The 26729-nt window shown below is 71.8% G+C and carries 25 protein-coding genes and 1 pseudogene; 13 read left to right on the top strand and 13 right to left on the bottom strand.

Translation table 11 applies throughout. From position 1 onward, the window contains the following. Positions 1 to 23 precede the first annotated feature (23 nt). The gene (locus OG361_RS25865; protein ID WP_405857222.1) at positions 24 to 1217 is read right to left on the bottom strand and encodes a septum formation family protein; all 1194 of its coding nucleotides are present in this window, start codon (positions 1215 to 1217) and stop codon (positions 24 to 26) included. A 214-nt stretch (positions 1218 to 1431) separates the two neighbouring features. Beyond that, on the bottom strand, positions 1432 to 3009 hold the full coding sequence (locus OG361_RS25860; protein ID WP_405857220.1) for a S8 family serine peptidase: 1578 nt from the start codon (positions 3007 to 3009) through the stop codon (positions 1432 to 1434). A gap of 178 nt (positions 3010 to 3187) precedes the next feature. Here OG361_RS25860 and OG361_RS25855 point away from each other — a divergent pair, with 178 nt between their 5' ends. Together OG361_RS25855 and OG361_RS25850 are read left to right on the top strand one after the other, a co-directional pair. Next, entirely contained in the window at positions 3188 to 4312 is a 1125-nt protein-coding gene (locus OG361_RS25855; protein WP_405857218.1) for a pyridoxal-phosphate dependent enzyme, read from the top strand. A gap of 104 nt (positions 4313 to 4416) precedes the next feature. Continuing rightward, positions 4417 to 5115, top strand: a complete 699-nt coding sequence (locus OG361_RS25850; RefSeq protein ID WP_405857216.1) for a DUF6000 family protein — start codon at positions 4417 to 4419, stop codon at positions 5113 to 5115. 40 nt (positions 5116 to 5155) lie between these two features. Here OG361_RS25850 and OG361_RS25845 read toward each other — a convergent pair whose 3' ends face one another. Both OG361_RS25845 and OG361_RS25840 read right to left on the bottom strand, forming a co-directional pair. Further along, complete coding sequence (locus OG361_RS25845; RefSeq protein ID WP_405857214.1) at positions 5156 to 5932, bottom strand: DUF4232 domain-containing protein; 777 nt, start codon at positions 5930 to 5932, stop codon at positions 5156 to 5158. A 98-nt stretch (positions 5933 to 6030) separates the two neighbouring features. Continuing rightward, positions 6031 to 8691 (bottom strand): BTAD domain-containing putative transcriptional regulator, encoded by a 2661-nt coding sequence (locus OG361_RS25840; protein ID WP_405857212.1) that lies wholly within the window; start codon positions 8689 to 8691, stop codon positions 6031 to 6033. 149 nt (positions 8692 to 8840) lie between these two features. On the opposite strand from OG361_RS25840, the gene OG361_RS25835 reads away from it, so the two are divergent. Then, entirely contained in the window at positions 8841 to 9422 is a 582-nt protein-coding gene (locus tag OG361_RS25835) for a Uma2 family endonuclease (RefSeq protein ID WP_405857210.1), read from the top strand. A gap of 295 nt (positions 9423 to 9717) precedes the next feature. Here OG361_RS25835 and OG361_RS25830 read toward each other — a convergent pair. The 3 genes and pseudogenes from OG361_RS25830 to OG361_RS25820 all read right to left on the bottom strand — a co-directional run bounded on the left by OG361_RS25830 (position 9718) and on the right by OG361_RS25820 (position 11819). Next, positions 9718 to 10469, bottom strand: a pseudogene (locus OG361_RS25830) (SDR family oxidoreductase). A 104-nt stretch (positions 10470 to 10573) separates the two neighbouring features. Next, complete coding sequence (locus tag OG361_RS25825; protein WP_405857208.1) at positions 10574 to 11362, bottom strand: NIPSNAP family protein; 789 nt, start codon at positions 11360 to 11362, stop codon at positions 10574 to 10576. Positions 11363 to 11390: 28 nt separating this feature from the next. Further along, complete coding sequence (locus OG361_RS25820; protein ID WP_405857206.1) at positions 11391 to 11819, bottom strand: Rrf2 family transcriptional regulator; 429 nt, start codon at positions 11817 to 11819, stop codon at positions 11391 to 11393. A 242-nt stretch (positions 11820 to 12061) separates the two neighbouring features. Between OG361_RS25820 and OG361_RS25815 the strand changes: the two genes are divergently transcribed. Both OG361_RS25815 and OG361_RS25810 read left to right on the top strand, forming a co-directional pair. Then, the gene (locus tag OG361_RS25815) at positions 12062 to 12331 is read left to right on the top strand and encodes a type II toxin-antitoxin system Phd/YefM family antitoxin (RefSeq protein ID WP_060180502.1); all 270 of its coding nucleotides are present in this window, start codon (positions 12062 to 12064) and stop codon (positions 12329 to 12331) included. Then, positions 12324 to 12587, top strand: coding sequence for a type II toxin-antitoxin system RelE/ParE family toxin (locus OG361_RS25810; protein WP_030207783.1), 264 nt, complete (start codon positions 12324 to 12326; stop codon positions 12585 to 12587). Before OG361_RS25815 ends, OG361_RS25810 begins: the two co-directional genes overlap by 8 nt. Positions 12588 to 12671: 84 nt before the next feature. On the opposite strand, the gene ychF is transcribed toward OG361_RS25810, so the two are convergent. Further along, positions 12672 to 13760 carry a redox-regulated ATPase YchF gene (gene ychF, locus OG361_RS25805; RefSeq protein WP_405857203.1) on the bottom strand — a complete coding sequence of 363 codons (1089 nt, stop codon included), beginning with the start codon at positions 13758 to 13760 and terminating at the stop codon, positions 12672 to 12674. Between the two features lie 383 nt (positions 13761 to 14143). On the opposite strand from ychF, the gene OG361_RS25800 reads away from it, so the two are divergent. Continuing rightward, complete coding sequence (locus OG361_RS25800; protein WP_405862437.1) at positions 14144 to 14674, top strand: DUF6542 domain-containing protein; 531 nt, start codon at positions 14144 to 14146, stop codon at positions 14672 to 14674. A gap of 170 nt (positions 14675 to 14844) precedes the next feature. Here the strand turns inward: OG361_RS25800 and ppgK are convergent, their stop codons facing one another. Next, positions 14845 to 15588: a polyphosphate--glucose phosphotransferase gene (gene ppgK / locus OG361_RS25795; protein ID WP_384562806.1), complete on the bottom strand. Its 744-nt coding sequence runs from the start codon at positions 15586 to 15588 to the stop codon at positions 14845 to 14847. A 76-nt stretch (positions 15589 to 15664) separates the two neighbouring features. After that, positions 15665 to 16726, bottom strand: a complete 1062-nt coding sequence (locus OG361_RS25790) for a 4-hydroxy-3-methylbut-2-enyl diphosphate reductase (RefSeq protein WP_405857201.1) — start codon at positions 16724 to 16726, stop codon at positions 15665 to 15667. A gap of 54 nt (positions 16727 to 16780) precedes the next feature. On the opposite strand from OG361_RS25790, the gene OG361_RS25785 reads away from it, so the two are divergent. The 4 genes from OG361_RS25785 (at position 16781) to OG361_RS25770 (ending at position 20516) form a co-directional block, all read left to right on the top strand. Further along, positions 16781 to 18142 (top strand): APC family permease, encoded by a 1362-nt coding sequence (locus tag OG361_RS25785; protein ID WP_405857199.1) that lies wholly within the window; start codon positions 16781 to 16783, stop codon positions 18140 to 18142. 31 nt (positions 18143 to 18173) lie between these two features. Next, entirely contained in the window at positions 18174 to 19391 is a 1218-nt protein-coding gene (xseA, locus tag OG361_RS25780) for an exodeoxyribonuclease VII large subunit (RefSeq protein ID WP_405857197.1), read from the top strand. A 137-nt stretch (positions 19392 to 19528) separates the two neighbouring features. After that, positions 19529 to 19774 carry an exodeoxyribonuclease VII small subunit gene (locus OG361_RS25775; protein WP_405857195.1) on the top strand — a complete coding sequence of 82 codons (246 nt, stop codon included), beginning with the start codon at positions 19529 to 19531 and terminating at the stop codon, positions 19772 to 19774. 151 nt (positions 19775 to 19925) lie between these two features. Beyond that, positions 19926 to 20516, top strand: a complete 591-nt coding sequence (locus OG361_RS25770) for a malonic semialdehyde reductase (protein WP_384562820.1) — start codon at positions 19926 to 19928, stop codon at positions 20514 to 20516. A gap of 137 nt (positions 20517 to 20653) precedes the next feature. Here the strand turns inward: OG361_RS25770 and OG361_RS25765 are convergent, their stop codons facing one another. Next, positions 20654 to 21187 (bottom strand): DUF4245 domain-containing protein, encoded by a 534-nt coding sequence (locus OG361_RS25765; RefSeq protein ID WP_405857193.1) that lies wholly within the window; start codon positions 21185 to 21187, stop codon positions 20654 to 20656. A 133-nt stretch (positions 21188 to 21320) separates the two neighbouring features. On the opposite strand from OG361_RS25765, the gene glpX reads away from it, so the two are divergent. After that, positions 21321 to 22355 carry a class II fructose-bisphosphatase gene (glpX, locus tag OG361_RS25760; protein WP_384562826.1) on the top strand — a complete coding sequence of 345 codons (1035 nt, stop codon included), beginning with the start codon at positions 21321 to 21323 and terminating at the stop codon, positions 22353 to 22355. A gap of 152 nt (positions 22356 to 22507) precedes the next feature. Here glpX and OG361_RS25755 read toward each other — a convergent pair whose 3' ends face one another. Both OG361_RS25755 and OG361_RS25750 read right to left on the bottom strand, forming a co-directional pair. Beyond that, positions 22508 to 22879: a WhiB family transcriptional regulator gene (locus OG361_RS25755; RefSeq protein ID WP_405857190.1), complete on the bottom strand. Its 372-nt coding sequence runs from the start codon at positions 22877 to 22879 to the stop codon at positions 22508 to 22510. A 195-nt stretch (positions 22880 to 23074) separates the two neighbouring features. Then, positions 23075 to 23926: a DUF1707 domain-containing protein gene (locus OG361_RS25750; protein ID WP_405857188.1), complete on the bottom strand. Its 852-nt coding sequence runs from the start codon at positions 23924 to 23926 to the stop codon at positions 23075 to 23077. Between the two features lie 204 nt (positions 23927 to 24130). On the opposite strand from OG361_RS25750, the gene OG361_RS25745 reads away from it, so the two are divergent. Together OG361_RS25745 and OG361_RS25740 are read left to right on the top strand one after the other, a co-directional pair. Further along, positions 24131 to 25801, top strand: coding sequence for a fumarate hydratase (locus OG361_RS25745; RefSeq protein WP_405857186.1), 1671 nt, complete (start codon positions 24131 to 24133; stop codon positions 25799 to 25801). 253 nt (positions 25802 to 26054) lie between these two features. After that, positions 26055 to 26705 carry an HAD family acid phosphatase gene (locus OG361_RS25740; RefSeq protein WP_405862435.1) on the top strand — a complete coding sequence of 217 codons (651 nt, stop codon included), beginning with the start codon at positions 26055 to 26057 and terminating at the stop codon, positions 26703 to 26705. Positions 26706 to 26729: the final 24 nt, after the last annotated feature.

Below are 26729 nucleotides of genomic sequence, written 5' to 3'. Positions count from 1 at the left end.
CGTACGCGTGCCTCCCGCCGGGCTCAGACCGAGCCGCTCGTGCTCTCCTGCACCGGCGGCGTGCCCGTCAGGCCGAGCCCGGTCCGCGCCTTCGCGCCCAGGTCCTCGGGCACGGCGTCCCAAGCCGCGTCGTAGGCCTCCCAGTAGGCGTCCGCGTCGGCCGCCCCGGCCAGCTTCCCCCACAGCTTCGAGGCCGCGTCGAGCTCCTTGCCGAGCGCCGCCACGGGGGCCGTGGAGGCGCCGGGCCAGTAGTGCTGCTTCAGGCCGCCGCGCGCCGCGTCGATCGCCGCCAGCATCTCCCCGGCCCACGCCTTGTTGGCCGCGAAGTCCTCGTCCGGGTCCTCCTCCGGCTCCAGGTAGCTGACCGTCTCGATCGGGTTGACCGTCTTCAGGAAGTGCTCCTGGTCGGCGGTGAGGGTGGCCGGGTCGGACCGCACCGAACCCGAGAAGGACCGCTTCTCGCTGGCGAACGCGCAGGTCACGGTCCGGTCGCCGAGGCGCCAGCTCTCGCGGCTCGGCATGTAGTAGAACAGCCAGACGTCCGCGGGGACGGCCCAGGTGTCCAGCGCGTACGCGGAGTTGATCGTCTCGCAGCGCTTCTCCGCCAGCTCGTCGATCGTGGACTCGCCGGGCCACTTGTCGTGGCCGGTGACCTTGAAGGTGCCGGTGACCTCGCCGTCGTGCGGCTTCGCGCAGTCGACGATCTCGACGTCCGTCGCGTACTCCTCCAGCTTGCCGTCGTCACCAAAACACTGTCCGGTGCGCAGCGAGAACGGGGACTTGGTGCGCGCCGCCTCGTCCATGCCCTCCTTGAAGCTGTTCAGGAACGAGCCGAAGGAGCCGGTCACGAGGCCGACGACGAGCAGCAGGCAGCTGACGGCGGACAGGACGATGCCCGCGATCGCGAGCCCCTTGCCCGTCTGGTCCCTCTTCCGGATCTGCGGGAGGGCGATCAGCCCGAGGATCAGGCCGAGGGGCGGGAGGCAGCAGACGATGCCGGAGACGAGGGAGCCGATGGCGAGGCCGTTGGTGGTGCGCCGCGGCTGCCCGTAGGGACCGGGACCGGGCACGCCGGGCGCACCGGGATGGCCGGGCGGCCCGTAGGGACCGGCCGCGTACGGCATCCCCGGCGAGGTGTACGGGCCGGGGGCGGGCCAGCCCTGCTGCGGGGCCCCCTGAGGTGTGGGGGACGGCTGGGGCGGCGGGGTCGGCTCCACGGGTGACGTGCTCCTGTTGGGGCGTCTTGTGCGAACAAACGAACGGTCGCGCATCGTACGCGGTCACCCGCCCCGCACCGCGACCGGGGGTCCGCACCGCGACCGGGGATCCGCCCCACGGCCCGGGCACGCCCAAGGGCCGCCGGACCCGGGCACGCCGAAGGGGCGGCCGCCCGAAGGCGACCGCCCCTCACCGTTCAGCTACCGGGGCGGCTCAGAACTGCAGGGCCCAGGTGTCGATCTTGCCGATGTCGGCGTTCGCGTTGTCCGTGACCCGCAGCTTCCACGTGCCGTTGGCGACCTCCGAGGAGGCGTTCACGGTGTACGTGGTGTTGATGTTGTCCGCGCTGCCGCCGGTGCCGAAGGCCTTCAGCGTGTACGCCGAGCCGTCGGGGGCGATCAACTGGACCTGGAGGTCACCGATGTAGGTGTGGACGATGTTCACCGGCACCTGGAGGGCGGAGGGGGCGTTGCCCGTCACGCCGCTGACGGTGACCGGGGACTCGACGGTCGCGTTGTCGGCGATGGCGTAGTCCGCGGTGTTCTCGAACTTCGGGCCGGTGGGCGGCGGGGTGGTGCCACCGCCGCCGACGAAGAGCAGCCGGTTCGGGGAGCCGGTGCCGGGGCTGGTGACGACGTTCGGGGTGGCGGCGGTCGTCAGGGCCGTGGAGACCTGGGCCGGGGTCGCCGTCGGGTTGCCGGCGAGGTAGACGGCGGCGGCGCCCGCGACGTGCGGGGTCGCCATCGACGTGCCGGAGATGGTGTTGGTGGCGGTGTCGTTCGTGTTCCAGGACGAGGTGATGGAGGAGCCCGGGGCGAAGATGTCCAGGACCGAGCCGTAGTTGGAGAAGCTGGAGCGGGCGTCGGTGCTGGTCGTGGAGCCGACCGTGATCGCCTCCGCGACGCGCGCCGGCGAGTAGTTGGACGCGTTGGCGTTGGAGTTGCCCGCGGCCACGGCGTACGTGACGCCCGAGGCGACCGAGTTGCGCACGGCCGTGTCGAGGGCCGAGTCGATGCCACCGCCGAGGCTCATGTTGGCGACGGCCGGCTTGACGGCGTTCTGCGTCACCCAGTCGATGCCCGCCACGACCTGCGCGGTGGTGCCGGAGCCGGAGTTGTCGAGGACGCGGACGCCGACGATCTTCGCCTTCTTGGCGACGCCGTACGACGTGCCCGCGACGGTGCCGGCGACGTGGGTGCCGTGGCCGTGGCCGTCCTGGGCGGTGTTGTCGTTGTCGATGGCGTCGTAGCCGTTGAAGGCGCGGCCGCCGAAGTCGCTGTGGGAGATCCGCACACCGGTGTCGATGATGTACGTGGTGACGCCCTGGCCCGCGGAGTCCGGGTAGCTGTAGCTCTGGTTCAGCGGAAGGGCCTGCTGGTCGATCCGGTCGAGGCCCCAGGACGGCGGGGAGGGCTGCGTGGCGTCGATCGTGAAGACGCGGTTCTGCACGACGGACTTCACGGCCGGGTCGGCCGCGAGCTTCCGCGCCTGCGCCTCGGAGAGCTCGACGGCGTAGCCGTTGATCGCCGAGGTGTACGTCCGCTCGATCTTCGCGCCGAACTTGGCGGCGACCGCCCGGCCCTTGGCGGTCTCGGCCTGCGCGGACTCGTCGAGGGTGACGATGTAGCTGCCCGCGATGGTGCCTTCGGCTCCGGCGTTCTCGATGACACCCTCGGGGGCGGCCGGTGCGGCGGCGGCCGGGAGGGTGGCGGCGGAGCCGAGGGCGAGGGCGGCGACCGCGATGGCCGCGGCCGTGGCTATTCGGCGACGTGACTCACGCATCACTGACATGTGGGGAGTCCTCCTCATTGGTGGTGCGTCACTGTGGGGGTATGGCAGGGACATGACAAGACGACGCGAGATGTCCACGCCGTTCCGCATGTCCGGCTGCCGAGCGAAAGATTGACGGATCCATAGGAATCTCACAAGGGTCACGACGGAGCCGTAACACCCGCGCCACACGGCTGTCATGCTGACCGACATGACCGCCTACGTGTGCTCCCGCTGCCAGGTCCAGTCGCCCACGGACGCGCTCACCTGGTGTTGTCCGAAGTGCCGCGGCCCCTGGGACCTGGAGTTCGCGAGTGCGCCGGTCTCCCTCCCGTCACTCGCGTCACGTGTGAATTCATTGTGGCGTTACGAGGAGGCGCTGCCGCCGATGCCGTACGGGCCCGAGGTGACCCTCGGGGAGGGCCGCACGCCCCTCGTCCCCCTCACGGAGTCGGTTTCGGCCAAACTCGACTTCCTCATGCCGACGCTGTCCTTCAAGGACCGGGGCGCGGTGATGCTCGCCGCGCACGCCCTGCGCCTGGCGCGTGCCGGGGGCCTCGACCGGGTCGTGGCCGACAGCAGCGGCAACGCGGGCACGGCCGTCGCCGCGTACGGGGCGCGGGCCGGCCTCGACACCCTCGTGTACGTCCCCGAGGGCACGTCCCCCAAGAAGCTTGAGCAGATCCGGGCGCACGGGGCCCGGGTCGCCGAGGTGCCCGGCGACCGCGAGGCCACCGCCCGGGCCGCCCGGGAGGCGGCCGACGAACCCGGCACCTTCTACGCCTCGCACGTCTACAACCCGTACTTCCTGCACGGCACCAAGACCTACGTGTACGAGCTCTGGGAGGAGCTCGGCGGGCGGCTCCCCGACACGATCGTCGTCCCCGTCGGCAACGGCACGCTGCTCCTCGGCGCCGCGCTCGCCCTCGGAGAACTGCACCGCCACGGGCTCGTGGACACCCGGCCGGCCCTCGTCGCGGTCCAGGCGGAGGCCGTCTCCCCGCTGGCCGCCGCCTTCCACGCGGGCGCGGACGAGATCACCGCGCCCGCCCCCGCCCGCCCCACCCTCGCCGAGGGCATCGCGATCCCGGCACCGCCCCGCGCCCACCAGATCCTCCGGGCCGTACGCGCGTCGGGCGGCACGTTCCTGACCGTGACCGAGGACCAGATCCGCACCGCCCAGCGGGACCTGGCGGGCCGCGGCCTCTTCGTCGAGGCCACCGGGGTGGCCTGCTGGGCGGCGGTCAAGGCGGCCGAGCCCCGCCCCGGCCTCACGGTGGTGCCGCTGTGCGGGGCGGGCGCGAAGACGGGCCTGGCGCGGTAGGAGGGAGACACCTCGTCACCGGGCGGCGGTCCGGCCGTGCGTCGGACGGTGATACGTGAACAAACACGGTGGCCGTGGGCGCTGTTCCCGGGGAGACTGAGCCCATGAGCGGAAGCGGCGAACGCACGGTGACCGGGATCGAGGCGCATGTGGCGGGAGCCGCCGGCCGGGTCGTCCTGCGGGATCCCGGCGACAGCGGCCACCGCCACGTCGTGGAGCGGTACGTGACCCCGGTGGACAAGGGTCGGCCGCGCTACATGGAGCTGATGAGCGGCGGGTTCCTGCTGCCCGGCCGCCCGCCGAGGCGCCGCTTCGCCCGCCGTCTCGCGAAGGACGCCGTGGCGGTCACCGACGCGGAACTGCACGCGCTCCTCGCCTACGAGTGGCGGTCACGCCTCACCGCCGCGTGGCTGATCGGGATGGACCGGCGGGACTCGTTCCGCGAGCCGCTCGGCGAACTGCTCCTGGCGAGCGAGGTCTGCTACGCGGGCGCGGGCTACTGCTTCGCCCTCGCCCGCCTCGGCACCCGCGCCGACGCCGAGCTCCTCGCCGCCTACCTGGACCGGTACCTGCCCCGTACCGAACTCCGCTACGACCAGCCCGAGGCCCTCGGGGCCCTGCTCCGCCTCGACGCCGGGCTCGGCACCTCGTACGCCGACCGCTTCGTCGCACCGGGCGGCCTCTGGGACGGCTGGGTGGCGGCGGAGGCGGGCCTCCGCGACGACCCCGGGTCCACCCCGGAGGCACAGCGCCGGTGGGCCGACCTCCGGTGCGACTTCGCGGAGGCCTGGGCCCGGCGGTGAAGCCGCACCGGTCGTTCCGTGCCGTGTGCGTCGGTAGGGATCAGAACTCGTCGGCTCCGTTGCGCAGTTCGTACGTCCAGTAGCCCGTCTTGGCCGCGGCCCCGTCGACCGCGAGGCCGCCGGCGGGGGCGTTGACGACGATGCTGCCCTCGGCCGGGCCCTCGGCCGCGAAGAGGTTCACGTTGAAGCTCTTCACGACCTTGTTGTCCTCGTCGACGCCGCCGAGCGCGACACGCACACTGGCGTACGCCCGCTCGCCGGTCTTCAGGACGACCGGGGCGTCCGGCCTGCTCTTCGCGACGGCCGGCACGTCCTTGGCGGTCTGGATGTCGCCGAAGGCGATGAGCGGGTACTGGAGGAGGGTGCACGAGCGGCCGGAGGTGTTGGTGGCGGTGAGCACGATGTGCTCGGTCGGGACCTCGTCCGCCTTCGCCGCCGTGATCGTGACGTCGCCGTAGGCGCAGGCCCGGGCCTTGGCGGGGGCCTTGCCACCGGTGTCACTGGCGCCACTGGTCGAGCCGGTGGAGCCGGACGTGGACCCGGACGTGGATCCGGACGCGGACCCGGCGGTCGAGCCGCCCGCGGTGGAGCCCTTGACCGCGGCCTGGTCCGCCGTACCGGCGGCGTCGCCCGAGCCGTTCCCACCCGAGGCGGTGTCCGCCGTGCCGGTGTCCGTGGTGCCGGAGGGCTGCTGGGAATCGGCGCTCCCCGCGTCCTTCGCGCCGTTGCCGGTGTCGCCGCCGCAGGCGGTGAGGCCCAGCGAGAGGGCGGCGATGGCGGCGGCGGCCAGGACACCGGTCTTGTGGTGGGTACGCATGGTGGTTCTCCCCCGTGAAGCGTTCGGTCGACGCGGTACGTACTACCGCGTGCTGTATCCAGCTTCCGGCCCGGCGCTTCCGTCCCGCTTGCGTACCGCTAACGATCCGCTGACAGCCGCGAAAGCCGCTCCGCCGCCCGGGCGGAACCCTCTGTGAAGCCCGCCGCATCGGCCGCCACGATCGCCCGTCTCAGCTGGTCAGCGGCCTCGTCGAGGCGACCGATGCCGGCCAGCGCCTCGCCCCGGACGATCTGCAGCTGCGCCTGGACGACCACCGCGTCGGGGACGACCAGTTCCCCGGCGCGAACGGTGTGCGCGAGCGCCGCGTCGTACTCCTCCGCCTTCAGGCAGTGCGTCGCCAGGTGGTGGAGGGTCAGCACCTGGGTGGACGGATGACCCGTGCGGTCGGCGAGGGAGACCGCGTGGACCATGAGCAGTCCGGCCCGCTCGTGCTCCCCGGTCGCGTCCAGGACGGCGGCGTAGTTGACGTACGCGATCGCCTCGCTGACCGTGTCCCCGGCCCGGGCGGCGAGGATCGGCGCCTTCTCCAGGTGGACGAGCGCCTCGGCGTCCCGCCCCTCCTCGTGCAGCACCCAGCCGAGCAGCGCCCGCGTCCGCGACTGCGCGTCGAGGTCGCCCTCCTGCTCGGCCGAGGCGAGCCCCGCCTCGAGGAGCGGCGTCCAGCCGTCCCCGATCCGCATGAGCATCAGCGGCCACTGCACGAGGGCGAGCCGCCAGGCCCGGTCGTGGAGGCCGAGGGCCGCGGCGGCGGCCACCGCGCCCTCCAGGGCGGGGCGTTCGGCCGCGTACCAGTCGAGCGCCGCCGCACGGTCCTCGAACTCCCGCGTCGCGGCGGGCCGTCGGGCGTCGGCGGGCAGCGAGTAGCAGGGCTGGGAGCCCGGTTCGGCGGCGGCGTCGGCCGCGAGCCCCGTGTAGAGGTAGTGGTCCAGGAGGCGGGGCAGGCCCTCGGGGTCGGCCTCCGGGGCGACATGGCGGGCGTAGAGACGCACCAGGTCGTGCGGGGTCCAGCGGCCCGGGACGGCCTCGGCGAGGAGGTGGGCGGCGGCGAGGCGGTCCAGGTCGGCCGAGGCGTGCGCGGGGGACGTGCCGGCGAGCGCGCCCGCCGCGAACCGGTCCAGATCGGAGCCGGTGTGCAGGCCGAGCGCACGGAACATCCGGGCGGCGGACTCGGGCAGCTGCTGCACGGTGAGGCGCAGCGCCGCCGAGACGCCGACGTCCTCCACGTCGAGAAGCATCAACCGGACCTGCTCGTCGGCGAGTTCCCCGACCATCGCGCCGAGCGTCCACTGCGGCCGCTCGGCGAGCCGGGCCGCCGTGACGCGCAGCGCGAGCGGCAGCCCGTCGCAGAGCCCTGCGAGCCGCTCGGCGGCGGCGGGCTCGGCGGCGACCCGCGCCTCGCCGAGCACGGTGGCGAGCAGGGCGGCCGAGTCGGCCGGCGGCAGGTGCCCGAGCGGCACCGGCCGGGCGGCGTCGGAGGCGATGAGGCCGCTGAGCCGGTCGCGGCTGGTGACGACCGTCGCGCAGAGGTCGCCGCCCGGCAGCAGCGGCCTGACCTGCTCGGAGGAGCGGGCGTTGTCGAGGACGACGAGCAGCCGGCGGCCCGCCGTGAGGGAGCGGAACAGCGCGCCCCGCGCGTCGGCGGCCTCCGGGATCCGCAGCGCCGGAACGCCGAGCGCGAGCAGGAACTCGCGCAGGACGGCGGCGGTCTCGGGCGCGGGGGTGTCGCTGAAGCCGCGCAGATCGGCGAAAAGTCGCCCGTCGGGGAAGCTCGCGCGGCGCTCGTACGCCCAGTGCACGGCGAAGGCCGACTTGCCGACACCGGCGGGCCCGGTGACGAGGCAGAGCGGCGCCACCATACCGCCGACGGCCCGGTCAAGGGCGGCCAGTTCGGCGCCGCGGCCGGTGAAGCCGCGCGGCGCGCGGGGCAGCTGCTCCGGCGCCGCGACCTCGACGGACGCCTCGACGGGGAGGGCGGGACGGGGTACGCGGACGACGGGCTCGGCGGCACGGAGCAGCGTCGCGTACGCCTCGGCGAGCGTCTCGCCGGGGTCCACCCCGAGCTCCTCGGCGAGCAGCCGCCGGGTCCGGTGGTACCAGTCGATGGCGTCGGACTGGCGCCCGGCGCGGCCGAGCGCCAGCATCAGCGCGGCGGCCAGGGACTCGCGCAGGGGGTGCGCGACGGCCTCGGTACGCAGCACGGCGGCGGCCCGCCCGTGCTCCCCGAGCGCCCCGTACGCGGCGGCCAGGGCCTCCACCGACGACAGCCGCAGCTCCTCCAGGCCCCCGGCCGCCGCCTCCAGCGGCCGGCTGTGCACGGTCCCGGTGAGCGCGGGCCCCTGCCAGTACGACAGGGCCTCGCGCAGCATCCGTACGGCGTCACCGGGCTGCCGCTGCACCCCGGCGAGCGCGACGAGCTCCTCAAACCGGTGCGCGTCGACCAGCGACTCCGGTATGCGCAGCACGTACGCGGAACCCTGGGTGGCGAGCTCGACCCCGTACGCTCCCGCCCCCTGCTCGGCGAGGAGCGCCCGCAGCCGCGAGACGTGCCCCTGGAGAACGGTCTTGGCGTGTGTGGGCGGCTCGTCCTCCCACAGGGCGTCGATCAACTGCCCCACGTTCACCGCGGCGTTGGGCCGCAGCAGAAGCATGGCGAGCAGGCTGGACCGCTTGGCGGGCCCCAGGGCTACGTCGCCGTCCTCCGTCACCAGCGCAACGGAGCCGAGCAGCCGGAACTCCACCTGATACCTCCGCGATCCCTTGTCCCCCGTCCCCCGAACCCAGCAGTCGAGGATACGTGGGGTGAGAGGGCCGCCCGCGACGCGGAGTTCCCGATCCCGCCCTCGTCGTCCGAATCCGCACGTGCGCCCGCGAACGCTAGGGTTGATTCATGACCGCACTGCCCGGCTGGATGCGCCCGCCGCGCGCGGAAGGCTGGTTCGCGGAGGACCTCGACCGCCTTCCGGAAGCACCGCGCCACACCGAGCTGGTCGACGGAGCACTCGTCTTCCTGATGTCGCCCCAGCGGGCCTGGCACAGCCGCGTCGTCACCGCCCTGACCACCACGCTCATGGCGCAGGCGCCGGCCGGCTTCGAGGTCGAGCGCGAGATGACGATCCGCCTCGATGCCCGCAACCGCCCCGAGCCGGACCTCTTGCTGACGGGCCTGTCCTTCGACGCCGACCGCACCTGGTATGCCCCTGAGGACGTCCAGCTCGTCGTCGAGGTCGTCTCCCCGGAATCCGCCCACCGGGCCCGTACGGTCAAACTCCGCAAGTACGCGGAGGCCGGCATCCCGCACTACTGGTGCGTCGAGGACGAGGCCGGGGCGCCCGTCGTCCACGTGTACGAGCTCGACGGACCCACCGGCGCCTACGCGCCCGCCGGCATCTTCCGCGGCACCCTCCAGCGCCCAGTGCCGTTCGAGATCAGCCTGGACCTGGACAAGCTCACCCCGCCCCGCACGGCCTGAAGGCCGGCTGGGTACGGGGAAGGGGCCGGACTCGTCGGAGTCCGGCCCCTTCCCCGTGCGATCAGACGTTGAAGCGGAATGCCTGCGGGCTGGCTCTGACCTGCGGCGGAGCCCCTTCCAGGGCTCTGACCTGGGATTTCCTGGTTGGCTGCGTTGGCTCCCGACGGCCGTTTACGGGTGTCCCGCGGACTGGCTGCGGACTGAGCACAGGCCCGACTCCGGCCCAACATTGCGTGGGCCGGACCTTGCCCTCGTCCACCACGGGGCGGCACGGCGGGATCAACGGCGCAGGAGGCTAGAGCAGGGCCCCACCGGTGGCGTCGAGCCTCTGGCCGGTGACCCAGCCCGCGTCTTCGGAGGCAAGGAACACGACCACGCCTGCCACGTCGTCGGGCACCCCGACCCGGGCCAACGGCGAGCGGGCGGCGGCGGCTTCGCGCGCCGCGTCGTCCGAGCGCAGCCACCAGGCGTTGAGGTCGGTGTCGATCGCGCCGGGGTTGACGACGTTGACGGTGATCCCGCGGGGGCCGAGTTACTTGGCAAGGGTCGTGGTGAACACGTCGATTGCGGCCTTGGACATCGCGTACGCGATCAGCTGGGGCTCGGGCTTGCCGGGGGTGTGGCTGGTGGAGATGTTGACGATGCGGCCGCCGTCGCGCAGTCGCCCCAGCCCCTGTTGCGCGATGAAGAACGGCGCCTTGGCGTTGACGGCGAAAGCCCGTTCGAAGATCTCCGGCGACGTGCCGGCACGCCACCCATGTCCGCGATGCCCGCGTTGTTGACCAGAATGTCCAGCCCGTCGGCATGCGCGTCGAACGCCGACCACGACGTCTCGGCGTCGCCCGGGACGCCGAGTTCGGCCCGGATGGCGAAGGCCGACCCGCCCGCGTCCTGGATCGCCGCGACGGCCTGCTCGGCCGCGTCGGCGTTGGCGGAGTAGTGCACGCCCACCCGCGCGCCGTCCCGAGCCAGGCGTTCGGCGATCGCCCGCCCGATGCCCCGACTCCCGCCCGTGACCAACGCGACCTTGCCCCTCAGTGCGCCCACGACGCCACGTCCTTTCTTCGGCCATCGTTGAATGACGAACCTGTCGGCAATCTCTGGTGACTGACCTGGAATGCTTGACGGCGAGTGCCTGGCCCCCTTGGCGCTCACCGCAGTGTCGAGCGCTCGGTGGGTGTCAGCCGCAGCTGTTGCGGGCTCCTGGCCGAACGTTCCGAAAGGGTCGGCTGCACCGCCTCCCGCCAGCGTTCCGACTGCTGCACGTGCTTCAGGTGCCGGTCGAGGTGGCCTTCGTCGGCGAAGCGTGCGAACCACACGAAGACCTCCTCATGGAGCCGTACCGGCAGTGCCGGGAAGGTGTTCGGGGCGTGTTCCGACTGCAGGTACGCCAGTGGCTCGCCGCCGGTCTCGGCCAGTACGGGAAGCACATGCTGCCGGAAGAACTCGACGAATGCCGCGTCGAACGGCTCGCTGCCGTACCAGATCGTGGCAAGGACGACAGACGCCGGCGACAGCGCCGGGGCGCCGGGGGCAGGCCGGGCGCCGGTCTGCACGGGGAACCCGCCGTGCGCCGAGGCGGGCCGCAGGAGCAGCACGTCATCGGAGTCAATCATCGTCGCATTCGCCGCGTCGCGGTGTTCGCGCCAGACCGGCCCGCCGTAGAAGCCCTCCAGGGCCTTGGTGCGCTGCGGCATGTCGTCGAAGCCGCGGAGCCAGACGAACCGGTCGGGGTCGTCCAGGTCGCGGAACTGCCCCAGGATGGTCATGCCCACGGCCTCTTGGGGCTCGACCAACTCCCGGTCGAACAGATCGATCAGCACATCTCGCCGCCCTGGGTGCAGTGTGTACTGCCGCAGTTCGAGGACGGGGCACCGTACGGCATGCATCAGTCTTGCCCCTCGCTCGATTGGAACAATTTTTGTTACAGCAAACGGCATGGCGGTCGTCCTGCCGTCAGCGTGTCGGCTAGTTCGTCAGCGTGTCGCGAAGGACGTCGGCGATCGTCGCGCCCGCCAGCTCCCGCCGCATGGCCTGCTCGACCCGGCCGTAGACCCCGCTCAGGGCAGGCCGGATGCCGCGGCCGACCGGACACTCCAGATTGGGCTCGGTGTGGTGCAGAGCGAACGGCGACTGCGCATCGACGGCGTCATGCACCTCGAGCAAGGTGATCTCCTCCGGCGCACGGGCCAGACTCCAGCCCGCACCCGCGCCGTGGCGGACCTCCACCAGGCCGGCGCGACGCAGATCGCCGAGGCTGCGCCTGATGACCACGGCATTGCTGTTCACACTGGCCGCGACCTGCTCCGAAGTGAGCACGTCCTGCCCGCGGCGATGCGCCAACGCCAGCCAGGCCAGCGCATGCGTCGCGATGGTCAACCGACTGTTCGCCGCCATCACCCCTCCTTGTTGCAACAGTTTCTGTTACATCTCCCCCCGGCGTCAAGCCACTCCACGGCCACCGCACTGCTACGCCCGACCGGCGGGGCGGTCGCCGCCGCGCACCCGGACCGCGGCCGAGCCGCCACACCACACACCCACCGCCTGCGCCGCCTCGTAGTCCTGCCACCACTGACCCCCGGCACCGACCGGGACCCATAGGCGTTGTGTACACATTGCACACTTGGTACCCTTGGGTCATGACTCAGCCGCTGCCCATAGAGTCCATCCGCGACGTACGCGCCCACTTGGCCGAAGTCGTCGAACGGGCCGACCGCGACGACGTACCCACTGTCATCACCCGTCGCGGCAAGCAGGTCGCCGCCGTGGTCTCGATCGAGGTGCTGCGCAAGTACCAGGAGTGGGAGGAGCGCGAGATCAACCGCATCATCGACGAGCGCATGGCGAGCCCGGCCGCCGGCGTCCCGATCGAGGACGTGATGAGGGAGACGCTGGCACGCAGTGAGTGACTACCGCACGGTGTTCCGTCCCGAGGCCCAGGCCGAGCTGCGCAAGATCCCGCGTGACATGGCGCTTCGCATCCTGGCCAAACTGACAGAGCTGGAGAGCGACCCTTTCGGCTTCAACACCACCGCACTCGTATCCCAGCCTGAGCGCCGCCGCCTACGAGTCGGGGACTATCGCGTCGTCTACACCATCGACAACGGGGAACTAGTGGTGTGGGTCGTACACGTCGGACACCGTTCCACGGTCTACGACACGTAGCCGCTCCAGGTTCTGCGGACTGCTGCGGACAGCACAACGGCCTGACCTGCCTTCTCGCAGGTCAGGCCGTTGATTCACGTCCCATCAGACGTTGAAGCGGAACTCCACCACGTCGCCGTCCTGCATGACGTACTCCTTGCCCTCCATGCGGGCCTTGCCCTTCGAGCGGGCCTCCGCCACCGAGCCGCATTCGACCAGGTCGGCGAAGGAGATGACCTCCGCCTTGATGAAGCCGCGCTGGAAGTCGGTGTGGATGACGCCCGCCGCCTCGGGGGCGGTCGCGCCCTTCTTGATCGTCCAGGCGCGGGTTTCCTTCGGGCCTGCCGTCAGGTAGGTCTGGAGGCCCAGGGTGTCGAAGCCGACGCGGCCCAGGGTGGCCATGCCCGGCTCCTCCTGGCCGACCGACTGGAGGAGTTCGAGGGCCTCGTCGTCCTCCAGCTCGATGAGCTCCTGCTCCAGCTTCGCGTTCAGGAAGATGGCCTCGGCCGGGGCGACCAGCGCGCGCTGCTCGTCCTTGAAGGCCTCGTCCGTCAGCTCGTCCTCGTCCACGTTGAAGACGTAGAGGAAGGGCTTCGTGGTGAGGAGGTGCAGCTCGTGGAGAAGGGCGCCCTGCTCCGTGCCCTTGGTGATGCCCTTCGAGAAGAGGGTGTCGCCCGCTTCGAGGATCTTCTTGGCCTCGACGACAGCCGCGAGGACCGCGACCTTCTCCTTCTGGAGGCGGGACTCCTTCGTCAGGCGCGGCTCCGCCTTCTCGATCGACTGGAGGTCGGCGAGGATCAGCTCGGTGTTGATCGTCTCGATGTCGTCCTTGGGCGAGACCTTGCCGTCGACGTGGACGACGTTCTCGTCCTTGAAGGCGCGGATGACCTGGCAGATCGCGTCCGACTCGCGGATGTTCGCGAGGAACTTGTTGCCGAGGCCCTCACCCTCCGAGGCACCGCGCACGATGCCGGCGATGTCGACGAAGTCCACCGTCGCCGGGAGGATCTTCTGCGAGCCGAAGATGCCCGCGAGGACGGCGAGACGCGCGTCGGGGACACCGACGACTCCGACGTTGGGCTCGATCGTGGCGAACGGGTAGTTGGCCGCCAGCACGTCGTTCTTGGTCAGGGCGTTGAACAGGGTCGACTTGCCGACATTCGGCAGACCGACGATTCCGATCGTGAGCGACACGGTGGCGACTTCCTGAAGTGTGGATGGGGGGCCGATCCCCCAGTTTACGGGCGGGGTGAACCGGCCAGTGACGCCGACCTTCGGTCGATCTCGGGGGCAAGGTCACCCAAAGGGCGTGTCCCGGACCCGCTTCCCGCCCCCTCCCGACCTACGTTGGTGGTGTGGAGCAGCACAGGACAAGTCAGCCGCAAGGCCGCCGACGGCCGCAAACCCCCGTCACGCCGCCCGTCACACCGCCCGCCGCGCTCGTGGACGGCGCGGCCGTGGAGGGCGCGGCCGTGGAGGGCGCGGCCGTGTACCGCGTGACGGGTCGGGCCGGGCGGGGTGCCGGCGGCGCCCGCGTGGAGCGGGCCGGGGCCGCGGGAGCGGCGGCGGCCGTCCCCGTGCGCGGCTCCGGGCGTCCGCCGGGAGCACGGCCGGTGCCGCCCGTCGTCCTCGCCCTGCGGCGGCTCCCCTCGCCCCGGCTCACCGGGCTCGGCGCCGGACTGTTCGCCGCCGCCGCCATGCTGGTGATCGGCTTCCTCGACCGTCTGATCCTCGACGGCTCCCCCGCGGCCTTCGGGCTGCTGTTCCTGCCGGTCAGCGCCCTGACCGCGCTCTGGGTCAGGACCGCCGACCTCGTCACCGCCCCGATCGGCGTGCCCATCGCCTTCGCCGTCGGCGTCGTCCCCATCGCGGGCGGTACGGGTGGGCTCGGCGGCCAGGCCATGGCGGTCGTGACCGCCCTCGCCGTGCACGCCGGGTGGCTCTACGGCGGCACCCTCGTCGCCGGGCTCATCACGTGCGTGCGGAAGGTACGGGACATGGGACGCCGTCAGGAGCGCGCCGCTGCCGCCGCCCGGATGGCCTCCGGCCCCGGCGAGCCGGCCGCGGGCGGACGGACCGCCGCTCCCGGCCGCCGCCCGGTCGCGTAGGACCCACGCCCGGTCGGTCGCGTAGGACCCACGCTCGGTCGCGTACGCAGGACCCCCGGCGGGTCTGACAGGACCCACGGCCGGTCGGGCAGGACCCACGCCCGGTCGCGTACGCAGGACCCGCACCCGGTCGGACGGCTTCCGCCACCGGTCGGTGGGGCGCCCGCCCCTCAGGCCTCGCCCGCCGCCATCGCCGCGCCCACGATGCCCGCGTTGTTCTGGAGCTCCGCCGGGACGATCTCCGCGCGGATGCCCTCGACGAGCGGGAGGAACCTGTCCGCCTTGCGGCTCACGCCGCCGCCGATGATGAACAGCTCCGGCGAGAACAGCATCTCCACGTGCGCGAGGTACTTCGTCAGCCGGCGCTTCGCCCAGTGCTCCCAGCTGAGGTCCTCGTCCTCCTTGGCCTTCGTGGAGGCGCGCGTCTCCGCGTCGTGGCCCTTCAGCTCCAGGTGGCCCAGCTCCGTGTTGGGGACGAGCCGGCCGTCGACGAAGAGGGCCGAGCCGATGCCCGTGCCGAGCGTCAGCAGGATCACCGTGCCCTTGCGGCCCCGGCCCGCGCCGAAGGTCATCTCCGCGACCCCGGCCGCGTCGGCGTCGTTGAGGACGGTCACCGGGCGGCCCCCGAGGCGCTCGCCCAGCAGGGTGCCCGCGTCGACGCCGATCCAGGCCTTGTCGACGTTGGCGGCGGTACGGATCGTGGAACCGGTCACGACGCCCGGGAAGGTCACCCCCACCGGTCCCGTCCAGCCGAAGTGCTCCACGACCTCCGCGACGCAGCCCGCCACACCGTCGGGTGTGGCGGGCTGCGGGGTCAGTACCTTGTGGCGCTCCTCGGCGAGCGTTCCGCGCTCCAGATCCACGGGGGCGCCCTTGATGCCCGAGCCGCCGATGTCCACTCCGAAGACGTTCATGGACCCACGGTAAGGGCTGTGGCGCGGGGTTACTCCTTGAAGGAACTACTTGGAGTTACTCCGAGGAGTTGAGGAGTTACTGCTTGACGGCGGCGGCCGGCTCGGCCGGCTCGCCCGCGCCGAGCTTCTCCGCCACGGCCCGCAGGTCCTTGTTGCGGAGCTCCTTGGGCAGCGAGAAGGTCAGGGACTCGTCGGCCGTCTTGACGATCTCGACGTCCGCGTAGCCGCGCTCGCCCAGCCACTCCAGGACCTCCTGCACCAGGATGTCCGGGACGGAGGCGCCGGAGGAGAGGCCGACGCTGGTCACGCCCTCCAGCCAGGCCTCGTCGATCTCGCTCGCGAAGTCGACCAGGTACGCGGCGGGGACGCCGGCCTGCTTGGCGACCTCGACCATGCGGATCGAGTTCGAGGAGTTCTTCGAGCCGACGACGATCACCAGCTCGGCCTGGCCGGCGAGCTCCTTGATGGCGATCTGGCGGTTCTGCGTGGCGTAGCAGATGTCGTCGGACGGCGGGGAGATCAGCTGCGGGAACTTCTCCTTCAGCGCGTCGACCGTCTCCATCGTCTCGTCGACCGAGAGCGTGGTCTGGGAGAGCCAGACGACCCGGGAGGGGTCGCGGACCTCGATCTTGGCGACGTCCCCGGGGCCGTCGACCAGCTGGATGTGGTCGGGGGCCTCCCCGGAGGTGCCGATGACCTCCTCGTGGCCCTCGTGGCCGATGAGGAGGATGTCGAAGTCCTCGTTGGCGAAGCGGACGGCTTCCTTGTGGACCTTGGTGACCAGCGGGCAGGTCGCGTCGATCGTCGCGAGACGGCCCTCGCGGGCCTCCTCGTGGACGGTCGGGGCGACGCCGTGCGCGGAGAACATCACGATGTTGCCCGGCGGCACCTCGGTCGCCTGGTCGACGAAGATCGCGCCCTTCCGCTCCAGGGTCTGGACCACGTACTTGTTGTGGACGATCTCGTGGCGTACGTAGATCGGCGCCCCGTACTGCTCCAGGGCCTTCTCCACGGCGATCACGGCACGGTCCACGCCCGCGCAGTAGCCGCGGGGAGCGGCGAGCAGGACACGCTTCGGGCGGTTCGTCGCGGGGGCGGACTCGGGCGTCGACGCGGGCGTTGCAGTCATGCGTCCCATCGTAAGGCCGCGTCGGTCGGCGCTTTGATCGGTACGGTGGCCGAGACTGGCCGGATGGCCGAGGAATCGCAGGTGGCTGCCCGCGCGGGACATACGGATCTCCGTCGGAGTCTCGGCTTCCGTGACCTGGTCGTCTACGGGCTCCTCTTCATCGCGCCCATGGCACCCGTCGGCGTCTTCGGCACGCTCGACGCCAAGTCCCACGGGGCCGTCGCACTGGTGTACGTCGTGGCCACCGTCGCCATGGCGTTCACGGCGTTCAGCTACGCCCAGATGGTGCGGGTCGCGCCGCAGGCCGGCTCCGTCTTCACGTACGCCCGCAAGGGGCTCGGCGAGGGGCCCGGCTTTGTCGCCGGGTGGATGGCGCTGCTCGACTACCTGCTGATCCCGGCCGTCGCCTATCTCTTCGCGGGCATCGCGATGGAGGCGCTGGTCCCGGAGGTGGACCGGTGGGTGTGGACCGGGATCGCCGTGGTGGTCACGACGCTGCTCAACCTGTGGGGCGTACGGGCCGCGGCCCGGGTCGGCTTCGCCGTGCTGGCGATGGAGATCGCCGTCCTGCTGGTCTTCGTCGTGTCGGCGGTGGTGGTGCTCGTACGGGACGGGGCTCGGCGCGACTGGTGGTCGCCGCTCACCGGGGACGGCGCCTTCTCGGCGGCCGCGGTCCTCGGCGCAGTCTCGGTGGCCGTCCTCTCCTACCTGGGCTTCGACGCGATCGCCTCCTTCGCGGAGGAGGTCACGGGCGGTTCGGCGAAGGTCGCGCGGGCGCTGCTGTTCTGTCTGGCGCTCGCGGGCGTGCTGTTCGTGGCGCAGACCTGGCTCGTGGCCCTCCTCGAACCGGTCTCGTCGGCCGAGCTCGCGGCGGATCCCGCGAAGCAGGGCTCCGCCTTCTACGACGCCGTGGACGTGTCCGTCGGGGGCTGGCTGCACGACCTGGTCGCGGTCTCGAAGGCGATCGGCGCGGCCTTCGCCGCCCTCGCGGGGCAGGCGGCCGGCGGCCGGCTGCTCTTCGCGATGGGCCGCGACCGGCGGCTGCCGCACCTGCTCGCCCGGACGGACTCGGGCGTGCCGCGGGTGGCGCTGCTCGTCTCGGCGACGGTGACGACGGTCGCGGCGCTGTGGGCGGCGCGGCGGGACGACGGGCTCGACCACCTGGTGTCGGTGGTCGACGTCGGCGCGCTGACGGCGTTCGTCCTGCTGCACGCGAGCGTGGTGGGCTGGTTCGCGGTGCGGCGGGCGGAGGGCCCGCCGCACCGGCTGAAGCACGTCGTCATGCCGGTGGTGGGGGCGGCGATCCTGATCGCGGTGATCGTGGAGGCCTCGGCCGCGGCACAGGTGGTGGGCGTGGTGTGGCTGGGGATCGGGCTCGTCGTCCTGGCCCTCCAGGGCACGACCCGGACCCCCGCGCGGCCCTGACGTTGTCGTACCGCGCGGTTACGCTCGGTCCATGGCTCTGACTACGTCCGCCGAAGCACCGCTTCCCGTCGGTGAGGTCTCCCGCCTGATCGGGGGCTGGATCGACCGGCTCGGGGCGATCTGGGTCGAGGGGCAGATCACTCAGCTGTCCCGGCGCCCCGGCGCCGGGGTCGCCTTCCTGACGCTGCGGGACCCCTCGCACGACATCTCGATCGGCGTCACCTGCTACCGCCAGGTCTTCGACTCGGTCGCCGACCTGGTGTCCGAGGGCGCCCGGGTCGTCGTCCACGCCAAGCCCGAGTGGTACGCGCCGCGCGGGCAGCTGTCGCTGCGGGCCGTGGAGATCAAGCCGGTCGGGATCGGCGAGCTGCTCGCCCGGCTGGAGCAGCTGAAGCGGAGCCTGGCGGCCGAGGGGCTCTTCGCGCTCGACCGGAAGAAGCCGCTGCCGTTCCTGCCGCACCTGATCGGTCTCGTCTGCGGACGCGCCTCGGCGGCGGAGCGGGACGTCCTGGAGAACGCGCGGCGTCGCTGGCCTGCCGTCCGCTTCGAGGTGCGGAACGTCCCGGTGCAGGGCGTGAAGGCGGTCCCGCAGGTCGTCCAGGCGGTGAAGGAGCTCGACGCGCACGAGGAAGTGGACGTGATCATCGTCGCCCGGGGCGGCGGCAGCGTCGAGGACCTGCTGCCGTTCTCGGACGAGCAGCTCGTGCGGGCCGTCGCCGACTGCCGTACGCCGGTGGTCTCCGCGATCGGGCACGAGCCGGACTCTCCCCTCCTGGACCTGGTGGCGGACCTGCGGGCCTCGACGCCGACGGACGCGGCCAAGAAGGTCGTGCCGGACGTCGGGGAGGAGCTCGACCGGGTCCGCGGGCTGCGGGACCGGGCGCTGCGGACCGTGCGCGGGCTCCTGGAGCGGGAGGAGCGCGGTCTCGCGCACGCGCTCGCGCGGCCCGTCATGGAGCATCCGCAGCGGATGGTCGAGGTCCGCGAGGACGAGATCGACGCGCTGCTCGCGCGGAGCCGGCGGGTCCTGGGGCACCTCCTGGACCGGGCGGACTCGGAGCTGTCGCACACGCGTGCGCGGGTCAGGGCGCTGTCGCCGGCCGCGACGATGGAGCGGGGGTACGCGGTGCTCCAGCGGGCGGACGGGGCGGTGGTCCGCGCCGCCGGGGAGGTCGCGGAGGGCGAGGAGCTGCGGGCCAGGGTCGCCGAGGGCGAGTTCACGGTGCGGCGCGTGGCCGATCCGGCCTGAGCCCCCGGTCGCGGGGCCCGAGCCCCGGGCCCCGGACCCCGTTCGCGGGAGGCCCGAGCCCCGGGCGCCCCGGACCCCGGGGATCATCGAGTTCGAGAGAGAAACCGAGAGAGAAAGCGACACGGAGGGTGGAGCGGATGGCAGCCGGTACGGAGGAAGAGGCGGCGCTCGGGTACGAGCAGGCGCGGGACGAGCTGATCGAGGTCGTCCGGCGGCTCGAGGCGGGCGGGACGTCCCTGGAGGAGTCCCTCGCGCTCTGGGAGCGCGGCGAGGAGCTGGCGAAGGTCTGCCGGCGGCGGCTGGAGGGCGCGCGGGCCCGGCTGGACGCCTCTCTGGCGGCGGAGCGCGCGGGCGAGGCGGAGGCCTCGCGCGGGGAGGAGTAGCCCCCGCCGGGTCCTGGCGTAGACTCGGCAGTGAAGCGGATCACTATCCGGATGGATTAGTTGAAGTTTCACCAATCATGCGCGTACTGTCGAGGACATCGCTTGAACTCCGTACGAGCGATCCCCTTTTGCAGTCCGGAAGGTACGCAGCATGTCTCTCGCCCTTGACCCCGCCGCCCAGGACCTCCTCTTCCGCGAGGCCCGCACCGCCAACACGTTCACCGACGAGCCGGTGACCGACGAGCAGGTCCAGGCGATCTACGACCTGGTGAAGTACGGCCCGACCGCCTTCAACCAGACCCCGCTGCGCATCACCCTGGTCCGCTCCCCCGAGGCCCGCGAGCGCCTGGTCAAGCACATGGCCGAGGGCAACCAGCCGAAGACCGCCGCCGCCCCGCTGGTCGCGATCCTCTCCGCGGACAACGAGTTCCACGAGGAGCTCCCGGCGCTGCTCCCGCACTTCCCGCAGGCCAAGGACATGTTCTTCGCGGAGCGCCCGGTCCGCGAGCAGTCCGCCGTGCTGAACGCCGCCCTCCAGGCCGCGTACTTCATCGTCGGCGTCCGCGCCGCCGGCCTCGCCGCCGGCCCGATGACCGGTCTGGACTTCGCCGGCCTCCAGAAGGAGTTCCTGGACGCCGACCACACCCCGCTGATGGTCGTCAACATCGGCAAGCCGGGCGAGGACGCCTGGTTCCCGCGCTCCCCGCGGCTGGCCTACGACGAGGTCGTCACGACCGTCTGAGCCCGAAGACACCCGGGAAGGGCCCCGCACTCACGGAGTGCGGGGCCCTTCCCGTACGCACGTGTCGCACATCTCGGGTGTCGTACGTCTCAGGCGTCGTACGCCTCAGGCCTCATACGCCTCAGGCGTCGTACGTCTCAGGCCTTCTGCGACCTGAGCGAGCCCGCCATCTCGGCCAGCCGCTCGAAGGAGGCCGTGCCGGTCACGACCGTCGTCGCGCCGCCCTCCGTCCGGACGAGCGCGTCGTACTTCGGGCCCTCCCAGCGGTGCCAGACCTGGCCGGCCACCGTCTGCGTCTTCCCGGTGTCCTTCGCCTCCTGGGTCACCTCGGGCACGTACTTGCCCGGCGCCGTCGTCGACTGGTGGATCGCCACGTACTGCGTGTCCGGGGAGAGGAAGCCGAGCTGCCAGGCGTCGCCCTTCTCGCGCTTGTACGAGACGACCGTCGCCTTCCAGTCCTCGCCGAGGCCCTCGGGCGCCAGCACCGGATACGGCGCCGCCCGCTGGGCCGTCAGGAGCTCGACCCGGTAGTCCTTCGCCTTGACCGGAGCCGCGTTCTCGTCGTGCGGGATGAAGAGATACATCACTCCCGCCGCGACCATGATCACCCCGAGGGACTGGAACATCCCCCGCACCGTCTGCCTACCTCGCATACCTGCCACGCCCCACATCGTCGCATCACGGTGCCGCGCTCAAACGTGGGCCCCTCTGCTCATTTTGTCGACGTACCGATAGAGTCGGAGCACCCTCGTTCTTCCGGCCGTCGCCGTTCCCGGCCGTCGCCGTACAGAAAGGTGCGCTTCGATGACCGAGAGCCATCACCTGCCGCCCGAGCTCGTCGTCTCCCCCGAGGCCCCCGACCGGAACCTCGCCCTTGAGCTGGTCCGCGTCACCGAGGCCGCCGCCATGGCCGCCGGCCGCTGGGTCGGCCGCGGCGACAAGATCGGCGCGGACGGCGCGGCGGTCAACGCCATGCGGACCCTGATCTCCACCGTCTCGATGAACGGCGTCGTCGTCATCGGCGAGGGCGAGAAGGACGAAGCCCCGATGCTCTTCAACGGCGAGCGGGTCGGCGACGGCACCGGCGCCGAGGTCGACATCGCCGTCGACCCGATCGACGGCACCACGCTCAACGCCAAGGGCATGCCGAACGCGATCGCCGTCCTGGCCGCCGCCGACCGCGGCACCATGTTCGACCCGTCCGCGGTCTTCTACATGGACAAGCTGGTCACCGGCCCCGAGGCCGCAGACTTCGTCGACATCAACGCCCCCGTCTCGGTCAACATCCGCCGGGTCGCCAAGGCGAAGAACTCCTCGCCCGAGGACATCACGGTCATGATCCTGGACCGCCCCCGCCACGAGGGCATCGTCAAGGAGATCCGCGAGACCGGGGCCCGGATCAAGTTCATCTCGGACGGTGACGTCGCCGGTTCGATCATGGCCGTCCGCGACGGCACGGGCGTCGACATGCTGATGGGCATCGGCGGCACGCCCGAGGGCATCATCTCCGCCTGTGCCATCAAGTGCCTCGGCGGCGTGATCCAGGGCAAGCTGTGGCCGAAGGACGAGGCCGAGCGGCAGAAGGCGCTCGACGCCGGCCACGACCTGGACCGGGTGCTCTCCACGAACGACCTGGTCAGCGGCGACAACGTCTTCTTCGTCGCGACCGGCATCACCGACGGCGAGCTGCTGCGCGGGGTGCGCTACCGCGCCGAGACGGCGACCACGCAGTCGCTGGTCATGCGCTCGAAGTCCGGCACGATCCGCCAGATCGACTCGACGCACCGGCTCTCGAAGCTGCGCGCCTACAGCAAGATCGACTTCGATCGCGCCAAGTGAGGCGAGCGGTGGAACGGCCTGACGGTCGAACGACCTGAACGTAGAACGGCCTGACGGTCGAACGGCCGGCTGAACGGTACGAAGAGGGGCGCCCCCATGTGCGGTGGGGGCGCCCCTTCCCGTACGGGCCGCGGCGGCCGTCCGCTCCCCCGTCAGCCCGCCTGGGCGATCCGATCGGTCGCGGACGCCTTCTTCAGCTCCACCTCGCGCCGCCGGCGCCGGGCCAGGACCACGCGGCGCTCCGCCGCGGTGAGCCCGCCCCACACCCCGTACGGCTCGGGCTGGAGCAGCGCGTGCTCGCGGCACTCGACCATCACGGGACAGCGCGCGCAGACCCGCTTGGCCGCCTCCTCCCGGGCGAGCCGCGCGGCGGTCGGCTCCTTGGAGGGGGCGAAGAACAGCCCGGCCTCGTCCCGGCGGCACACCGCCTCCGCGTGCCAGGGGCCGCCCTCGTCCTCCCGTGCGGGGGTGCGCTGTGGGGGGACGGCGGCGATCTGGAGGGGCTGATGCGGCAGTTGCAGCACGGTCTACTCCTGACGACGGCTTCGCGAGAGCGGCGATGGAGCAGCCCTACCCGCTGTGCGCGCGCCTATGCACTGCGTGCCGCCCCGTTCCGCACTGCGGATACCCGAAGACGACATCCGGTCACCGCGCGGCCGTGGAGACCACCGCGCCGGTCCGTCCGGCGTCCGGGGCCTGCGACCGAGGCCGGGCCGGGGTCAGTGACCGAGGTGTTTGCGCAGCTTGCCCTGGAGGTCGGTAATCCACTTGCCGCGCTTGGGCCTCGCCTCGACGTTGCCGAAGACCGAGTAGCCGTTGACGACGACGACCGGCGCCTGTGGATCGACGCCTTCCAGGGTCACGACCTCGAAGTTGCCGAAGACCCCGCTGCCGTTGCCGCGCAGGCTGATGTTCTCCGGGACCCGCACCTCGACGTTCCCGAAGATCGAGGTGGCGTTGATGGTGGTCAGGCGCTGCGCGAAGATCGCCTCGGTCAGATCGATCTCGATGTTGCCGAAGAGCGCGAAGGCGTTCGTCCGGCGGCCCACCCGCCAGCGGCCCTTGCGGGTGGTGCTGGAGAAGATCGCGACGAGGCTGTCCGCCTCGCCGTGGGGGTCGTCGGACCCGTAGGCGTACGCCGGCTCGGGCTCGCGGTGGTTCCGGGCGCCCGGCAGGTCGCTGACGATCGGCTCCAGCTCGCCGACGGTCTTGGCGCGGTAGACCGCGTCGATCCGGTCCGAGTGCTCCTCCGGATCGATGCGCCCCTCGGCCAGGGCGTCCCGGAGGATGTCCGCGATCCGGTCCCGGTCGGCGTCGGAGGCCCGCAACGAGCCCTGCGGGTCGGCGAAAGCGGTCTCGACCCGGGCGGGCTCGGCAGCCCGGACAGGCTCGCCCCGGACAGGCTCGGCCCGGACAGGCTCGGCCGGGGCGGGCTCGACCCGGGCAGGCTCGGCCGGGGCGGTCTCGGCGGGGGCGGTCTCGGCCCGGACGGGCTCCGCCCTGGCGGGCTCGGCGGGGGCGGCCGACCGCGGCGGCTGCTTCTCGGGTTCGGGCTTCTTTTCGAGGTCCACGGAGTCAGCCTAGCGAAACGCGATAGATCGCGACCAGGGGGCGGGCGGGTGCGCGGCCGGGAAAGGGAAACCGGCCACATCGGCGCGGTCCCGGTCCCAAGTGAGCCTTACCTCACAGGACCGGGACCGCGGCCGCGTTCTACGCTTGAGGGCGCACTGCCAACTGAGGCGGTGCGCCGTCTTGCCGAGTGAGGAATGGCCCCCATGCCAGAGTTTGCGTACTCCGATCTGCTCCCCCTGGGAGAGGACACCACGCCCTACCGCCTGGTGACCTCCGAAGGTGTCTCCACCTTCGAGGCCGACGGCCGTACGTTCCTCAAGGTCGAGCCGGAGGCGCTGCGCACGCTGGCCGCCGAGGCGATCCACGACATCCAGCACTTCCTGCGCCCGGCACACCTGGCCCAGTTGCGGCGGATCATCGACGACCCGGAGGCCTCCTCCAACGACAAGTTCGTCGCGCTCGACCTCCTCAAGAACGCGAACATCGCCGCCGCCGGCGTCCTGCCGATGTGCCAGGACACCGGCACCGCGATCGTCATGGGCAAGCGCGGCCAGAACGTGCTCACGCCGGGCCGCGACGAGGAGGCCCTGTCCAAGGGCATCTACGACGCGTACACCAAGCTCAACCTGCGGTACTCGCAGATGGCCCCCGTCACCATGTGGGAGGAGAAGAACACCGGCTCGAACCTGCCCGCGCAGATCGAGCTGTACGCGACCGACGGCGGCGCGTACAAGTTCCTCTTCATGGCCAAGGGCGGCGGCTCCGCCAACAAGTCCTTCCTCTACCAGGAGACGAAGGCCGTCCTCAACGAGGCGAGCATGATGAAGTTCCTGGAGGAGAAGATCCGTTCGCTCGGCACGGCCGCCTGCCCGCCGTACCACCTGGCGATCGTCGTCGGCGGCACGAGCGCCGAGTTCGCGCTCAAGACCGCGAAGTACGCCTCCGCGCACTACCTGGACGAGCTGCCCTCCGAGGGCTCGGCCGAGACCGGCCACGGCTTCCGCGACAAGGAGCTGGAGGAGAAGGTCTTCGAGCTGACGCAGAAGATCGGCATCGGCGCGCAGTTCGGCGGCAAGTACTTCTGCCACGACGTCCGCGTCGTCCGCCTCCCCCGCCACGGCGCCTCGCTGCCCGTCGCGATCGCCGTCTCCTGCTCGGCCGACCGCCAGGCCGTCGCGAAGATCACCGCCGAGGGCGTCTTCCTGGAGCAGCTGGAGACCGACCCGGCGCGCTTCCTCCCGGAGACGACCGACGAGCACCTCTCCGAGGAGAGCGACGTCGTCACCATCGACCTGAACCAGCCGATGGACGACATCCTCGCCGAACTGACCAAGTACCCGGTCAAGACCCGGCTCTCCCTCAACGGCCCGCTGGTCGTGGCGCGCGACATCGCGCACGCCAAGATCAAGGAGCGCCTGGACGCCGGCGAGGAGATGCCGCAGTACCTGAAGGACCACCCGGTCTACTACGCGGGCCCCGCGAAGACCCCCGAGGGGTACGCCTCCGGTTCCTTCGGCCCGACGACGGCCGGCCGCATGGACTCGTACGTGGAGCAGTTCCAGGCCGCGGGCGGCTCGAAGGTCATGCTGGCCAAGGGCAACCGCTCGCAGCAGGTGACGAACGCGTGCGGCAGCCACGGCGGCTTCTACCTCGGCTCGATCGGCGGCCCGGCCGCGCGTCTCGCGCAGGACTGCATCAAGAAGGTCGAGGTCGTCGAGTACGAGGAGCTCGGCATGGAGGCGGTCTGGAAGATCGAGGTCGAGGACTTCCCGGCCTTCGTCGTCGTGGACGACAAGGGCAACGACTTCTTCCAGAACCCGGCGCCCGAGCCGACCTTCACGCACATCCCGGTGCGCGGTCCCGGTCTCGTCTGACCTTCACGGTTCGCCGCCGACGCCCGACGCTTGACGCCCGGCGCCCGGCGTCTGACTCCCGACGTCTGACGCCCGACGCCCCCCGGTCCTTCCCTTCGGACCGGGGGGCGTCGGCGATCTCCGCTCAGATTCTCGCTACCGACCGGTAGACCTCCCGTTACCTACCGGTCAGTATTGGCCGCGAGCATGTCAACCAATGAGCCGGTAGACCACTCGGGAGCCCCCCATGAGTTCCGCATCCCCCACGCCCTCCATGCACGCCCCGTCCACCACACCGGTCCGCAGGCGCGTCGCCGCCGGCACCACGGCCGCGCTGGCCCTGACCGGCCTCCTGGTCGTCGGCCCCGCGCCCGCCGCGTACGCGGCCGACCCGGACACCCACGTGACGTCGGCCGCCGCCTTCGCGGACGTGGACTACGCGACCTGGCGCAAGGACGTCGCCGCCGTCGTCGCCGAGGCCCGCCCGTACATCGAGGAGCGCGCGAAGGACGCCGGCCGCGAGAAGCAGGCGATCGTCCTCGACATCGACAACTCCTCCCTGGAGACGGACTTCCACCCCTTCTGGGAGCTGCCGACCCCGGCCATCGCGGACGTCCGCGACCTGGTCCGCGACGCCCACGGGCAGGGTGTGGCGGTCTTCTTCGTCACCGCGCGCCCGGGGATCATCCACTCCCTGACGGACTGGAACCTGAAGCAGGCCGGGTACCCGGTCGACGGCCTCTACGTGCGCTCGCTGCCCGACCTGTTCGCCGAGGTCAGCGCGTACAAGACGGAGAAGCGCGCGGAGATCGAGGCCAAGGGCTACACGATCATCGCGAACATCGGCAACAACACCACCGACATCGTCGGCGGCCACGCCGAACGCGCCTTCAAGCTGCCCGACTACGGCGGCAAGCTCTCCTGACGGAGCCCGTCCACGGCCCGTCCA

Source organism: Streptomyces sp. NBC_00090, assembly GCF_045160815.1.
GTDB lineage: Bacteria > Actinomycetota > Actinomycetes > Streptomycetales > Streptomycetaceae > Streptomyces.
This window is presented reverse-complemented; position numbering and strand designations above follow the sequence as displayed.